Origin of the sequence: Okeania sp. SIO2B3, assembly GCF_010672525.1 — a bacterium.
GTDB lineage: Bacteria > Cyanobacteriota > Cyanobacteriia > Cyanobacteriales > Microcoleaceae > Okeania.
Map to the genome: position 1 here is coordinate 445,905 of NZ_JAAHGH010000005.1, position 14,505 is coordinate 460,409.

General features: G+C 35.1%; 13 protein-coding genes. 2 read left to right on the forward strand and 11 right to left on the reverse strand.

What is annotated here, in order from left to right:
- Positions 1-2: 2 nt before the first annotated feature.
- Positions 3-422, forward strand: a complete 420-nt coding sequence (locus tag F6K15_RS07480) for an FHA domain-containing protein (RefSeq protein WP_293059148.1) — start codon at positions 3-5, stop codon at positions 420-422.
- Between the two features lie 241 nt (positions 423-663).
- On the opposite strand, the gene F6K15_RS07485 is transcribed toward F6K15_RS07480, so the two are convergent.
- On the reverse strand, positions 664-1,929 hold the full coding sequence (locus F6K15_RS07485; RefSeq protein WP_293059151.1) for a DNA cytosine methyltransferase: 1,266 nt from the start codon (positions 1,927-1,929) through the stop codon (positions 664-666).
- 631 nt (positions 1,930-2,560) lie between these two features.
- Between F6K15_RS07485 and F6K15_RS07490 the strand changes: the two genes are divergently transcribed.
- Entirely contained in the window at positions 2,561-2,950 is a 390-nt protein-coding gene (locus F6K15_RS07490; RefSeq protein WP_293059154.1) for a nuclear transport factor 2 family protein, read from the forward strand.
- A 281-nt stretch (positions 2,951-3,231) separates the two neighbouring features.
- On the opposite strand, the gene F6K15_RS07495 is transcribed toward F6K15_RS07490, so the two are convergent.
- The 10 genes from F6K15_RS07495 to F6K15_RS07540 form a co-directional block, all read right to left on the reverse strand.
- Positions 3,232-5,421, reverse strand: a complete 2,190-nt coding sequence (locus F6K15_RS07495; RefSeq protein WP_293059157.1) for a hypothetical protein — start codon at positions 5,419-5,421, stop codon at positions 3,232-3,234.
- A 449-nt stretch (positions 5,422-5,870) separates the two neighbouring features.
- A complete protein-coding gene (locus F6K15_RS07500) occupies positions 5,871-6,020 on the reverse strand; it encodes a hypothetical protein (RefSeq protein ID WP_293059160.1) in 150 nt (49 codons plus the stop codon).
- Entirely contained in the window at positions 6,013-6,912 is a 900-nt protein-coding gene (locus F6K15_RS07505; protein ID WP_293059162.1) for a hypothetical protein, read from the reverse strand. Before F6K15_RS07505 ends, F6K15_RS07500 begins: the two co-directional genes overlap by 8 nt.
- Positions 6,913-7,230: 318 nt before the next feature.
- Positions 7,231-8,046 carry a hypothetical protein gene (locus F6K15_RS07510; protein WP_293059165.1) on the reverse strand — a complete coding sequence of 272 codons (816 nt, stop codon included), beginning with the start codon at positions 8,044-8,046 and terminating at the stop codon, positions 7,231-7,233.
- A 961-nt stretch (positions 8,047-9,007) separates the two neighbouring features.
- Positions 9,008-9,751 (reverse strand): hypothetical protein, encoded by a 744-nt coding sequence (locus F6K15_RS07515; RefSeq protein ID WP_293059168.1) that lies wholly within the window; start codon positions 9,749-9,751, stop codon positions 9,008-9,010.
- Between the two features lie 362 nt (positions 9,752-10,113).
- Positions 10,114-10,329: a hypothetical protein gene (locus F6K15_RS07520; RefSeq protein WP_293059171.1), complete on the reverse strand. Its 216-nt coding sequence runs from the start codon at positions 10,327-10,329 to the stop codon at positions 10,114-10,116.
- Between the two features lie 12 nt (positions 10,330-10,341).
- Positions 10,342-11,748 carry a magnesium transporter gene (gene mgtE / locus F6K15_RS07525; protein ID WP_293059174.1) on the reverse strand — a complete coding sequence of 469 codons (1,407 nt, stop codon included), beginning with the start codon at positions 11,746-11,748 and terminating at the stop codon, positions 10,342-10,344.
- Positions 11,749-11,875: 127 nt separating this feature from the next.
- Complete coding sequence (gene rnhA / locus F6K15_RS07530; protein ID WP_293059177.1) at positions 11,876-12,346, reverse strand: ribonuclease HI; 471 nt, start codon at positions 12,344-12,346, stop codon at positions 11,876-11,878.
- Between the two features lie 101 nt (positions 12,347-12,447).
- Positions 12,448-13,077 (reverse strand): CatB-related O-acetyltransferase, encoded by a 630-nt coding sequence (locus tag F6K15_RS07535; protein ID WP_293059179.1) that lies wholly within the window; start codon positions 13,075-13,077, stop codon positions 12,448-12,450.
- A gap of 643 nt (positions 13,078-13,720) precedes the next feature.
- Positions 13,721-14,104: a PH domain-containing protein gene (locus F6K15_RS07540; protein ID WP_293059182.1), complete on the reverse strand. Its 384-nt coding sequence runs from the start codon at positions 14,102-14,104 to the stop codon at positions 13,721-13,723.
- Positions 14,105-14,505 lie beyond the last annotated feature (401 nt).

Sequence of the window (14,505 nt, forward strand, 5' to 3'; positions counted from 1 at the left end):
AAGTGATTACTTTAGCTTTATTACATCCAACTCAATTAGTTCCAATTCAACATTGGAGCTTTGAATCAAAATCATTAATTCACATAGGTAGAGCAAGTGATAATGATGTAATAATTTATAGTGCAGTAGTTTCTCGCCATCATGCAGAATTATGGCAAAATTCATCTGGTTGGATGATGATTAATTTTGGTGCTAATGGTACTTATGTAGATGATGAGCCAATTATTCAGACATCAGTGATAGATAATATGATTATTCGATTGGGCATTTCAGGGCCAAAGTTACAAATTAATACTAAGGAATTAGCTTCTAAGTTTGCAAAGCAAATAGATGGGTTATCTAGGAAAGAAATAGATACAGTTAATGTTTTTGATAAGAATGAATTTACAGATGAGGATTTTACACAAACAGATTTTAATTAAGTAAGGGTAAGGAAGAAGGAAGAAGGAAGAAGGAAGAAGGAAGAGGGAAGAGGGAAGAAGGCTTAAGAGCAAGAAAAAACTTAATTTTTCTGTAGATATTCACCCATGAATTTACACAAAGGATACCAGTGGACATGATATAATTTGTCGTTATAGAAGTTAATTACATAGTTGTGCAGAAAATACCTAAAATTTAGTTCAGAGTTTATTTGTTAATTTGATTGATTATAGTATCCACTAATTATTTTTTTCTTCTTCTTGGTGCAATAGTATGTCGGTCTACCTGATATTTTTTAGCAGCCATAGACATATTAAACTCTAAATTTTCCCATTTTTCTAACTTAATTTTTTTTCCTCTAGGTTGCAGTGGTTTAATATTTAAAACATGAATAATTTCTTGAGCTACTGCTTTTGCTAATAGGGGTGGAACTGAATTTCCAACTTGTCTAAAACCATGCCATTTTGTGACATGAAATCTAAACCAATCAGGGTATGAATGTAATCTTGCTGCTTCCCTAACCGTGATACATCTGGGTGTAAATGGGTGTATTGGTCTTGGAGAAGTATATGCACCTTTACTACTTGGTGTTCCTGCTCTGAGTGTGTTACAAATACCATCAGGGTTAAGTCTATAAAAATGGCTTACTGATTCAGTTTTTCCCGGTGCTGTAGCATTAAATCTTTCTCTTGATTTTTCTGTATGTTTTGTGCGTAAACTAGAGGTTAATATTGTTCGATCGTATTCTCGTTTATAAGAATAATCATTATCAAAACGTTCAAGATTACGCAATTTTCTAGCATATTTGCTTGGTTTACCATAATCATTTTCTACTTTTATCCAATCTCTTTCTAATAATTCTGGATAATTTTCTACTTCCGGTAAATCTCCTATTGCATCCGTAACAGTTATCAAGTTTTCTGATTTTTTATCGGTAGAAATATTTGTAATTGCCAGAGGATAATTTGGCAGTATTAAACCTTTTTGACATCCTATTAAAAATAATCTTTCCCTATTTTGCGGTACGCCATAATTGACAGCATTTAAAATTTGGTAAGGTTGCTGAATTTGATAACCATTTTTATCGAATTTATCAATGACTTCCTCAAGAAAAAATTTGTGTTTTCCTACAGTTAATCCCTTGACATTTTCTATGACAAAATATTTAGGTTTTAACTCTAAAACTAATCGAATGAAGTGAGTTATAAGTGTATTGCGTGGGTCATCTAAGGTGCGTTTTCCTATCAGAGAAAAACCTTGACAGGGAGGACCACCAAAAATTACATCAATTTCTTTATTTTTAATATTTGATAACTGTCTAATCTCATCTCCAGTAATATCAACTATACTACGACATAATATTGGCCAAAAAGGAAAATTGAATTGATGAGTGGCACAGTGAATGGGGTCTAATTCTACAGAAACAAGTATATCAAATCCTGCTTGTTCAAAGCCTAGAGTCATACCTCCTGCACCTGCAAATAAATCTATACCTATTGGTCGTCGCATATTACATCTCTACATTTATTTATATATATAGCAGTAGGTTCTTTGGTTAGGACAATAAATTTTAGTGAAAAGGGAATAGGAAATAAAGGAATGTCCGCACCCTATTTCCGTAGTGCTATATCTTTAGTTTTGGGAATAGATTGAAGATAATAGGTCAAATTAGAAATGCTTTTAGACTATCAGAATTATGGCAGAAGTGACATTTAAGAATAAAGAACCTATCCTACTACTTTTATCAAGCTTATTTAAGTAAAATGTGTTTTAAAAGCTTGATTTTTAGTTTTGAAATCTCAAAATATTTACGGTTTTTAGCAAAAATATTATTACTGGGATACCTACTAAATAATGGCTAAATCCTGTATTTTGGGGTTGGTTTTTCCAACAATCATCAAACTTTTGACACCGCTTTTGAGGCGCAAGGAGGCATTGCAGCAGGAGTTGTTTCTTTGATATTCAGAGAGCTTCGACGTAAAATCCTTGACTTACAAGCATTATAGTCTAATTTGGCTTATTAAGTTGTGTAAGCCTCATTAGGAGATTTTTTTCTGTTGTTTCCATAGTCTATCGGAGAATAATTTGATTAAACTGGCTAATATAATAACAATTATTCTATATCTAAACCCAAAATTCTATGACTGAGGAAAAGCAAGCAATATTAACAGCAAATCAAGCCTTTTATCGAGCTTTTGAAAAACGGGACATCGAAACTATCAGTTCTATTTTGTCCAAGGGTATTGGCACAGTTTGTATTCATCCAGGTCGTACTGCCATTCATGGTTTTGAAAATATTCGGAATTCCTGGGATTTAATATTTAAAAATACTAATTATATTGAAATCGATCTTGATATTGTGACAACAGAAATTAATGGAGATATTGGTTATGTTGTTTTAATCGAAAATTTGATGCAAGTTATTGGAGGTAGGAGAACTAAAGCTAAGTGTATCGCAACAAATATTTTTGAGCGGATGGGTGGAAATTGGTATATGATTCATCATCATGGTAGTCCATTGATAAACTAGGGTATTTCTTAGGAGTCAGGAGTCAGGAGTCAGGAGTCAGGAGGGAAGAAAGAAGAAAGAAGGAAGAAATAAGAAGTAAGAAGGAAGAAGGAAGAAGTAAGAAGGAAGAAGGAAAAATCTGGCACTGTCTGAGCTTGAAGCTTTTGATTTGTCCGTTCCTTTTCTTTCCATTGCTATAATTTTTCAAGAGCAGATATTGCCTCTATTTAATATCAATTTCATAAAATCAGGACTTACGCATAAGGTAGGAAAAATGCGGAGCAAAACGCCCCTACTACTGACTACTGACTACTGACTCCTGACTCCTTATCTAATTTTCTTCCACAATATTGAGGTCTTTGTTGTAATTGAATATCTAATAAATCAGCCACATTACACTTTAATCTACCTGCTGTTTGTTTATCTGGTTCTATATAGCCAAAACCACTACTAAAAAACTTTTGTTGATAAGAATAAATTGCTTCTATCCATTGTTTTTGTGCTTCTAAATATTTCTCTGGTTCTGCCAAAAGTTCATCTTCTATTGCCCCAGCATACTGAAGTTTTATATCATTTTCTATAATTTTCTTAATTGCTTGAATAATCTTTAAGTGTGCGTCTTCTGCTGTAATTACTGTTGAATTTTGAGATAATATTTCTGTCTCTAGTTCCCGGACAATTTCTCTAATCACGCTGCTAGTCGTGGAAAAATTGTCTAGTGCTTTTTCCATTTTTACTGAGGAAATTACACTAACATTTTTTGTTGAACTATCAGTTAATTGTTCTTCTGGAAAAGGGGAAGGTACATTTTTTTTCGGTTCAGCAATAGTACGAGTATCAAACTTATTTGCCTGATATCCTAAAACAAAAGATAGACCATGAGAAAGCATTAATAAAAATGTTACTGCTACTGGTACGCCATACTTTTTGATAGAAATAATTATTCGGTCAGAAACAGTTAATTCTTGCCGAACATTTAACCCAAAAATTCTGATTTCATAGATTGACTTTAACCTCGGAAATGCTGATGTAAATATTAATTTTGGGACTTTTCCATTACTTAGTTGATGAAAATAGGCTGCTAACTCATAATCAGGTAGTTGAGAAAATAACTCCGCAAAAGGTTGATAATAATTGCAGCGATCACGACGATATTTTAAGTGGGAAATGAGTTTTTGCCAAATAGTATTTCCATAAATTAGTTGCTCTATTTCTTGGTCAATTTTTGTGTTTAATAAATTGTTCTCCAAATATTCTAAATATTCTAAATCGTGGCGAACTTGTTGTGTAATTGTACTAGAATATGTTGACCATAAACTACCTTTAGTTTTTAATAGCCAACAGAAAGCAGGAACAGATATTTTTCCTCCTAATATTTGAGATAAGGTGTCATTCATTCCTGCTGCAATTAATGGGTCGAATGATTTTTGATAATTTTTCAGTTGAGATTGTAATTTGAGAGATATTTTTTGTTTCTCATCTTCTTTTTTTCCGTCTCCAGTAATATTTAACCAATTTAGATATTCTGGTAAAGTTTCAGGAATAAAAATTGCTCTTAAAGTTAATAACCTAACCATTTGAGCATTAGCATTTCCTTGTTTTACAGCATTACTCGCCCCCAGATTATCAAACAGGTTGTTTAAATATTTTGATGTAATTTGACCATTCTGTAATTTTAAAATTAAATTTTCTACCCATTCTTGTTTGATTTGAGAACCACTAATTAATCCTTTAATTGCTGTTTCTATAGCTGCTTCATCTATATTTGTTGATATATTTTCCCTGGATTTTTTCATCATCTTTGTCTGTGTTTGTGACAGATTTGCTTCTACTTCAGTATTAGCAGGATGAATAATGATAAATTGTTCTGGTCGTTCAATTGCTTCGACATTATAAGCCCATGATATAGGTAGATCGTTGGCTTTAATCTCAGCCATTTTATTAAGAATTTGTAAGTCAGATAATTCAGTAGGAATTATTACAGGTACAACTTGACTACTCAGCCAGTTTTGCCATTCTGTGGGTAAATTTATTTCTAATTTTTTAGTAATTTTATGTTGATTTGGTTTCCCAATTTCTTTAGTTTCAGATGGATTAAATATCGGATTAACACCTTGTTGTTGTTGAGTATTTATCCAGTCTAATATTTGCCAAATATTATCTTTACCAGTGCAGAGAAAATAACGATAAAAAGAAGTAGAACGCCCATACTCATCTTGCCCAGTAGTTACTACAGCAACTACTGAATAATCTGGTTCTTCATTACTTATACTCAACACCACTCGCCCGACAAAAGTAGGTTCTTGACTATTACGGTCTTTGGCTACTTCAAAGCCTTTATTAGCAATTGCTCTTCCTACAGAATGGGGAACTTGGGGCAAGGTTAAGTTCATATATTCCCCTACTTTAAATCCCCGAGAAATCCATTTACCATCGGGTAATATTTCGGGAATTATACCTGTGCTGAACTCGTGAATTTCAATAGTTTCCATTTGCTGATTTGAGGAAGGTTTTAGGTTTTAGGTCTTATATAATGTACGGTTGAATAGTTATAATTAAAGCTCGTAGTAGGGCTTTAGTCCTAATACCAATTTGAAAAAAGAATTTTACGAATAATAAGTATGACTAAAAGACTTTACAGGAAACCTATATTTGACAAAGCGGTGCGACCCCGCGACGACGCCAGTCGCAAGCGGTCGGACCCCGCGACGACGCCAGTCGCAAGCGGTCGGACCCCGCGACGACGCCAGTCGCAAGGGAACGCCGACCAAGAGAGGGAACGCCGACCAAGAGAGGGAACGCCGACCAAGAGAGGGAACGTGCACCAAGAGAAAAAGAGAATTTCTGGTCTAAAAACTGGCATTGAAGCTATTCACTCTGGCTTCTGAGTTCTCACTCCTTACTTCTAAGAAATACCCTAGCTATTTGTAGCAAACATTTATCAATTATAAGATAGATATTTCAGTTGCTCAAGCCCTACTACGAACAAAAAATTTTCTTCTTTTCCTCCTCTTTCTTCTTCCTTCTTCCTTCTTCCTTCTTCTTTTTTCCCTCCTGACTCAGTCCTCCTGACTCCTGACTCCTTAATCATTATCTAATTGTGAATTACGCTTGCCTGTACAAATCCAATAAATAGGAGAAACTAAGCCAAAAGGTCGCCATTTTTTCGAGTCTTCTAATACTGATGCTACCCCACCACGACCCCGATAAATTTGCTGAGAATTTGGCTTATAATATTTATTTCCTGTCACACCAAAAGCAGAAGTTGTAAAATATTCCACATTACCCATTCCCAAATTTTGCCAAGATTCTAATCTTTTAAAAATAGTAGGAAACCGTGCCTCTGCTAAAAATTTTGGTCTATTTCTATTTACCCATAAATCAGCTAATTCACACTTAGTTAAAACCAAAGCAATACGCCGTTTTTCACTAAACAAATCCCGACCTGCTAATGCTACTAAAAGTCGATCCACTCCTCTGGCATATTCTAAATCTTTACGATGAGTTGTACCGTCAATCATTAACATAATTCCCGTAGCTGGAAAACAATCATTTAAGTAGTCTCGAAGTAATTGAGAATCTGTTTGCTGAAGTACATCGCTAAAAAATTCTCCAGAGTAATCTTTGCAACTAATATCTAGATTTAAAACAGTATTCGACCGCCTCAAATTATCTTCTGGTTTGAGAATAATTCTTAAACTATAATCCTTAATTTCTAACACATCATTAGCTAGACGAGTTTGTTCAATTTGTAACCCTGACTCTATCAAATTTTGTGCCTGCTTAATCAAATCTTCTCCATCTTTATTTGCTGGAGTAACTAATTCAACAGGACTAGAAAAATCAGCATTTGGCCACCTAGCCAAAGCTGCCATATAAGTTGTTTTACCAGCAGCGCGATCGCCTATTACTCGTAAAATGCCAGAGCAATTTTCCTCTTTTAAATTCTCATTAATTCTGGTCTTTAATAGGGAGTTAAACATTCTTTTTACCGAAAAATTGTGGTTTGAAATAGCAGTCAGCGGTCAGCGGTCAGCTATTCCTACGGAATGCTGCGCAAACAGCTTCTCAAGGTGTATAATGGGGGATACTCAAGAGAAGCTGCTCCGCGTCTACAAACCCCCATAAAAGGAGATAATAAATAAAAATTTTCCTTTGAGTCAATCCTATCCATTTTAAAAGAGAGGTAATAATTAATTATTAATTATTAATTATTAATTGTTGAATCCTACCTCATCTAAATTCCCATTTCTCCTGTCTCCTGTCTCCTACCCTCACCCATAAGACTTTTTCAGCAAACCCTAATTATTAATTGTTTTACCTTGACTTAACCAATACAGGGGTGAAACTATGCCATAAGGTTTCCATTTCAAAGGTTCCCGTAAAATTGAGTGGGGACTTCCTAATTCATCAGTACGATTTGGGCGTGGGTCATTTCGTTGTAGAACGCCAAAAGTAGATATAGCATAAAACCGTAAATTTTGTTGAGAAATACGCTTTTGTAAAATACTGGTTGTTCTTGGTAAATGCACTTTAAATATGTCTAATTCTGGGTCAAGACGACCAGGCCAAATTTCCCCTCTTTCACATTTACTCATTGCTATAGCGAGACGTAAATCTTGGGAGCGATCGCGCTCATCTATTAAATTAATAAATCTCTCCATTACATTACTATAAAATAAGTCGTTTCCTGGCTCCCATTTATGGAGTAAAATTAGACAACCGACATTATCTTTGATTAGACATTCATCTAGAAATTCTTGATGTAAAGGATTAGAAATACCTGTTTGTAATTCATTAAAAATTTCCCCTGGATAATCTCGCACTACTAAATTAATTTCTTCTGGTTTTTGTTGCCACCAACGCTTGATTTCTATGTAGAAAGAATACAAAGGTAAATCATAGAAACTTTTGATTTTTATTCCATCAATAATAGTAGGTTCTAAAGAAGCACCATTCAGAATAATTGTTTCAGCCTTATTCGCTAAATTTTGAGCATCATTAGTAATGGCTGTAATTTGAAAATTTGGGTGACTTTTTTCCGGCCAATAAGCCAATCCAGCTAGATAAGTAGTCTTGCCCGCACCCGTAGGTCCAATAATACAAATATTCCCCATTTTTTTGATTAAATCTCTCTATTACTATTGATTAATTGTAAGCATTTCCTGCGGAATGCTTACTTTACTATTAATTAATTTAACTTGCTTATTTGACAAAAAATATGTAAGCATTCAGCATTCAGCATTCAGCATTTCCGTTTGTCATGCTGCGCAAACAGATACATGAACATATTCAAGAAATTACTAAGGTTAGCTGAAGACATTTTTTTTTATAAGTTTTAATTCTCCTTGGAGACTAATTCCTATTTTGAGCTGATAATGAGCTAACAACTTATAGCTGATAGCTGTTAACGCAGTTCCTCTGAAAGAGGCTAGCTGATGGCTGAATGCTTACAAAAATATCAAACTCAAGGACAAAACTTTAACTCTTGCCTTCTTGTTTCTTCCTTGTTTTTATAACGGGAGCAAGATGCTCCCACTGGCTATACTTTTTTCTTCTTTCTTCTTCCTTTGATTAATTTAACTTGCTTATTTGACCAAAGGAAATATCTAACTCAATGACAAAACTTTAACTCTTGCCTTCTTGTTTCTTCCTTGTTTTTATAACGGGAGCAAGATGCTCCCACTAGCTATACTTTTTGCTTCCTTCTTCCTTCTATACTTATTGCTGATTTATTCTTCCTTTGATTAATTTAACTTGCTTGTTTGACAAAAGGAAATATTGAACTTAAGGATAAAACTTTGACTCTTGCCTTCTTGTTTCTTTCTTATTTTTAGAATGGGAGTAAGATGCTCCCACTGGCTATACTTATTGCTGATTTATTCTTCCTTTGATTAATTTAACTTGCTTGTTTGACAAAAGGAAATATCTAACTCAATGCAATGACAAAACTTTAACTCTTGCCTTCTTGTTTCTTTCTTTTTCCTTCTTCCTTGTTTGATAACGGGAGCAAGATACTCCCACTGGCTATACTTTGTTGCTTCTTTCTTCCCTCTTCCCTCTTCCTTCTTCCTTCTTTTAAGCTAAATAACTAGCTAAATAAATCCAAGGTAATTCTAATAAACTACGGTGATAAATACTGGTAATAAAACACCGAACAGACAAACCTGAACGACTGCTATTTATTTGTTCCAACTGTGTTTTTAGTGGTAAAAAATAACTATTAACCACATAATTATGACGTTGTAGCCAATTCATAGTAGAACCATGAGGTAAATAAGCCAATTTAGAAATTTCTTGCTCAAGATTACAATCAATTAAATCAGCTTGATTCAGACATATTACAATACGTCGAGCTTGAGGACAATCATAAAGAAAAAAGTCAGTCCAACGATTAAATCTATTGCACCATTGTTGCTGAGTAATATAATTTTCCTGCTCAATGTGAGGCTGCAAAATTTCTCGATAGGGAGGAACAATTAAAAAAATCCCTTCACTTTTACCCACTGTTTCTTTAAAATCTTGCCATTCATTAATATGCTCAGATTGCCATGACCTACGAAATAATTCCCCAGGAGAATCTATCCAATCTACAATAATTTTGCTAATACCAGTAGAAAGTCTAACTTTCACATTCAAAGAACGCTTTTCAATACTTTGAGTAGGCTTAGCAGTGCCATCTAAATTAAGTAAATTTGCCTGGAGATTTTGATAATTTTGATTGGCCAAAGAAACCTGGACATAATTTCCTTGGGGATTGGCCAATTCTAATGCTAAATGAGTTTTGCCGACGGCGCGATCGCCTATATAAACTACTCCCATTTTAGAGTTAAGAGGTTTAAAGATAATGTATGAATTCCGGTAGTTTGGGCATTATAAATAGGAGTCAGGAGTCAGGAGTCAGGAGGGAAGAAAAAGAGGAATAGAAGGAGAAAGTTTTTTGTTTAGCTGGCGCACAACGCACGTTAACGCTACGCAACAAAGCCGCGCAGCATTCTGCACCGAAAACGCGGAGCACGGAACGGAGTTCTATTGCGCTCTTATCCGGACATGATATCATACCTCAAATCACCAACGCCCTAAATCCTTGGTTATATGAGCAAGGTTTTTAATTTTCTCTCATATCAAATTTTTTTGGGAAGATAAAAAAAAGATTAATTTGTTCTCCTTCATTATTATTTTTCTTAAGCAATAATTGTAATTAGAAATAAACTCATACCTACCACAAAAGCTATGTAAGTATTTAAGCGGACATGATATAACAGTCGAAGGAAAGGGTGCGGACAAATCAAAAGCTTAAAACTCAGACAAAGCAATATTTTTCCTTCTTCCTTCTTCCTTCTTCCCTCTTCCTTCTTCCTTCTGCTATATAACAATTTTTGCCCAACCTTGAAACCCACCCCGACACTTTTTCATATTTGTAAAATTACTCGTGCCAAGTTGAAATAAATCAAAACACCGAGAACATCCACAGCAGTAGTAATAAAAGGTGCTGACATTAATGCCGGATCTAACCCAAATGAACGAAACAGGAATGGCAAAGACGAACCAGCAACAGAAGCCAAAATTGAGATTGCCAGCAAACTTATACCCACCGTTACTGACACTTCTAAATTACCCTTGACAATAAATACCAAAGCCCAAATTGTTGCTAACAAACCGAGAACACTCCCAAGTATTGCACCAGCAGCAGCTTCACGCAGAATCACTTTCAACGGCCCAATTTTCCATATTTCATCGGTATTCATACCCCTAATCACAACAGTGGAAGATTGCGCCCCCACATTCCCTCCAGTACCAGTCAACAATGGAATAAACGCTGCTAAAGCAACTACTTTTTGCAGAATATCTTCTTGTGCTGTAATAATTCCACCCGTCACACTATTTGTCAGCAGTAACACAAATAACCAAACTACTCTTCTGCGAGCAGCAGTAAATAGATTTACCTGGAAATAGTTATCACCTTCAGACTGCACCCCACCTAGAGCATAAATATCTTCGGTGGTTTCCTGTTCCAAAATATCGAGAACATCATCAATGGTAATGATACCCACCAGTCGTTGTTCGCTATCTACTACTGGTATTGCCAGAAAGTCGTAACGCTGAATAATACGAGCAACTTCTTCTTGGTCAGTACCAGTTTGCACGCAGACAAAATCACGACTCATAATTTCGCTGATAGTTTGGTTTAGTTGAGAAGTGACTAAATCTCGCAACGACAGAATACCTGTGAGATGACGGTTAGTGTCAGTCACATATAGAGAATAAACTGTCTCAGTAACGTGAGCTAATGAGCGAATACGTTCTAAACTTTGAGAAACTGTATATTCCTCTTTGAGGGAGATGTATTCCGGAGTCATTATCCGTCCTGCGGTTCCGGAGTTGTAACCCAGAAGTTGCGCTGTAGCTTGGCGTTCAGCAGGGCTAAGTTGACCTAATAAACGCCTGACAACAGCTGCGGGTAATTCTTCAAAGAGTTTAGCACGGTCGTCAGGTGACATTTTATCAACAATATCTATAACTTCTTGGCGTTTGAACTTTTCGCACAAAGACTGTTGTACGCTGGAGTCTAATTGCTCATAGACTTCGATCGCTTCACGTTTAGAAAGTAAGCGAAATGCTATGACTTGCATTGTTTCTGGTAAACCTTCGATCGCTTCGGCAATATCAGCCGGTTGTACAGGAACTAACATCGCTTTAGCTCCAGATAAGTTATCTTGTTCTAACAGAGCTTGAAGTTGCGATCGAACTAACTCCCGTAATTCTTGACGAGAAATAGTAGCTATGGAAGGGGATGAATAGTTATTATCTTCAGTCAAAGCTAACCCTCCTAATATATAGATTGCTGAATCTAGTTTAGAGGCTAAATGAACTTTTTGCTCGTTATCAAGTAATCAATTCATAATTTATAGGGTGAGCAGTCCCCCACCTCACATCAGTAATATTTTAATAACCGGAGTCTGGCGGTAAATTTGGTTGTTGTGATGCTTGCACTGCTAACTTATCACATCGCTCATTTTCTCTATTACCAGAATGACCGCGCACCCAAGAAAATTCCACTTGATGTTTGTTACATAAATCTAATAATTTTTCCCATAGATCCGGATTCATTGCTTTATCTTTTTTATTCCGTTTCCAGTCATTAGCTCGCCAGCGTTTTGCCCAACCTTTAGTAATGGCATCAACTATATATTTAGAATCAGTATAAAGAGTAACATTACAAGCAGATTCTAGAGTTTGAAGTCCTAGTATTGCTGCCATTAATTCCATGCGGTTATTAGTAGTTAACTTATAACCACCAGATAATTCTTGGCGCTGTCGATCGGTAATAATCACAACACCATACCCACCAGGTCCAGGATTGCCACTACAAGCACCATCAGTATAGATAGTAACTTCTGGAATTTTTTCTGTCATTTTGATTCCTTTTTATCAAGTAATATCTTATTAATAATTATACAGTGGAATGGTAATCATACACATTAACATCCTATTCTTAAATAGCTACCAAATAAAATTCAAACTGCCTCACGTAATTCACTAAGATCCGATCCACAAATTGCCTGTAAATTACGAGTAATTTTCTCAATTTCCCAATCCCACCATTTAATTTCTAGCAACTCTTTAATAATAGCTTCTTCAAATCTTTTACGAATTTCTTTAGCAGGATTTCCACCAACAATACTGTATGATTCAACATTTTTTGTCACTACAGAATTTGTCGCTATAATTGCCCCATCTCCTACTTGAATACCAGGCATAATTATCGCTCCATAACCAATCCAAACATCATTACCAATCACTGTATTTCCTTTGTCTGGCCACAAGTCCGGCATTGCTTTTTCCCAACCTTCTCCAAACACAGGAAAAGGATAATTTGTAAACCAATCAGTACGATGATTTCCTCCATTCATAATAAACTTGACATCAGAGGCAATAGAGCAAAATTTACCAATAATTAATTTATCTCCAATAAAATCAAAATGATAGAGAACATTACGCTCAAAATTCTCTGGATTATCAAAATCGTCGTAGTAAGTATAGTCTCCGACAATGATGTTGGGATTTTTAATAATGTTCTTTAAATAGACTAATCGAGTTTGATGAGGTATTGGATATTTAAGGTTAGGGTCAGGACCGTTACTCATATTTTTTGATATAGCACTACGCGAGGGAATAGGGAACAGGGAACAGGGAACAGGGAGTGGGAAACACTGAAGCAATAAAATTCTCACATCTAATACCAATTTTCCTGCAAAATCTTTTTATTGCACTTATTATTCGTAACATTCTTTTTTCACGCTTGGTATAATATCATGTCCGTTGGTATAGTCCCGTGTAAAAGTTGGGGAAATATCTACCGCCATATAAGTAAAATTTTTCCTTTTCTTAAGGCTTCTTCCTTCTTCCTTCTTCCTTACCTTCTCTATACAAGACCGATGCTACCGGACATGATATAATTCCTGATTGCTATAGTATGAAAAAAAAAGAGTAGTTCATCAGTGGAACTACTCTTGTCTAAACTATAGCAGCTTTCGTTAACATAGAACACAACTATTTCTGTGACTTATTAAACTTTAGATATATCTATAATTTTACTATAGTCAACATGAGTGAAAACCGCTATAATTATTTTCACTATGTTTCAAAGATGGTAGGTGGAACTGCCATTAGTACTCTTGACTTATAGAATATCTAAAACAACAGAAAATAAATAATCAACCTTCTATTCTAGATAACTAAACGCCTTCTTCCTTCTTCCTTCTTCCTTCTTCCTTCTGCCTTAATAATTTACTTCAAAACATACTTACTTAATACAGCATAGACTTCGTTAATATTCACCGAACGATTAAATTCATGACTAATTGGTTCTGATTCACTACCTACCCAAATATTTAACTCTGCATCTAAGTCAAAATGCCCTGCACTTTCTTTAGAAAACTTGGTAATTTTTGAATAAGGAATAGAGAGAAACTCAATTTTATGTCCTGTCACTCCTTGTTTATCTACCAAAATTAAACGCTTATTAGTAAACACAAACATATCGCGAATAATTTGGTAAGCTTTTTCAATTTGTTCTCCATCTACTAAAATATCGTTGAATAACTTATCTAGTTTTTTGGAATCAATATTAACTTCGGCAGCATTTCCGAGTAGACCACTAATTAAACCCATATTTTACTCCTTTTAAATAATTTTCAGCACTTATCTTTGAGCCAGTAAACTTAAGTAAGGGAATTGATACTCAAGACTGAAAGGTGATAGCTTGTTAATATTCAGGACTTACGCAAATTGGCGTTTAAAGCACCATCTGTAGGGGCGCAATTCGGAGCTTTGCGGAACGCAAATGCCATTCGCACTAGCTATCTGTAGAGTCCCTGCGTAAGTCCTGATATTATAATTAACGATCAAATCATTATAAATCTCCATAAATTACATCAACCTTTTCTGAAATCCTTGTCGGGACGTTCCATGGAATGTCCCTATATTATTTTTCGGAAATATCTATTAGCAGAAGAATGATCTTCTTTTTTATCTTAACAAAATCTGGAGTGAAGCGATCGCCATGGTTCTGA

What these genes read in the sequence shown, in the direction of transcription:
- F6K15_RS07500 (WP_293059160.1), bottom strand. Translation starts at nt 6,020, where the DNA reads ATGATTAAGGAGTCAGGAGTCAGGAGGACTGAGTCAGGAGGGAAAAAA.
- F6K15_RS07535 (WP_293059179.1), bottom strand. Translation starts at nt 13,077, where the DNA reads ATGAGTAACGGTCCTGACCCTAACCTTAAATATCCAATACCTCATCAA.
- F6K15_RS07495 (WP_293059157.1), bottom strand. Translation starts at nt 5,421, where the DNA reads ATGGAAACTATTGAAATTCACGAGTTCAGCACAGGTATAATTCCCGAA.
- F6K15_RS07485 (WP_293059151.1), bottom strand. Translation starts at nt 1,929, where the DNA reads ATGCGACGACCAATAGGTATAGATTTATTTGCAGGTGCAGGAGGTATG.
- F6K15_RS07490 (WP_293059154.1), top strand. Translation starts at nt 2,561, where the DNA reads ATGACTGAGGAAAAGCAAGCAATATTAACAGCAAATCAAGCCTTTTAT.
- F6K15_RS07540 (WP_293059182.1), bottom strand. Translation starts at nt 14,104, where the DNA reads ATGGGTTTAATTAGTGGTCTACTCGGAAATGCTGCCGAAGTTAATATT.
- rnhA (WP_293059177.1), bottom strand. Translation starts at nt 12,346, where the DNA reads ATGACAGAAAAAATTCCAGAAGTTACTATCTATACTGATGGTGCTTGT.
- F6K15_RS07515 (WP_293059168.1), bottom strand. Translation starts at nt 9,751, where the DNA reads ATGGGAGTAGTTTATATAGGCGATCGCGCCGTCGGCAAAACTCATTTA.
- F6K15_RS07505 (WP_293059162.1), bottom strand. Translation starts at nt 6,912, where the DNA reads ATGTTTAACTCCCTATTAAAGACCAGAATTAATGAGAATTTAAAAGAG.
- F6K15_RS07510 (WP_293059165.1), bottom strand. Translation starts at nt 8,046, where the DNA reads ATGGGGAATATTTGTATTATTGGACCTACGGGTGCGGGCAAGACTACT.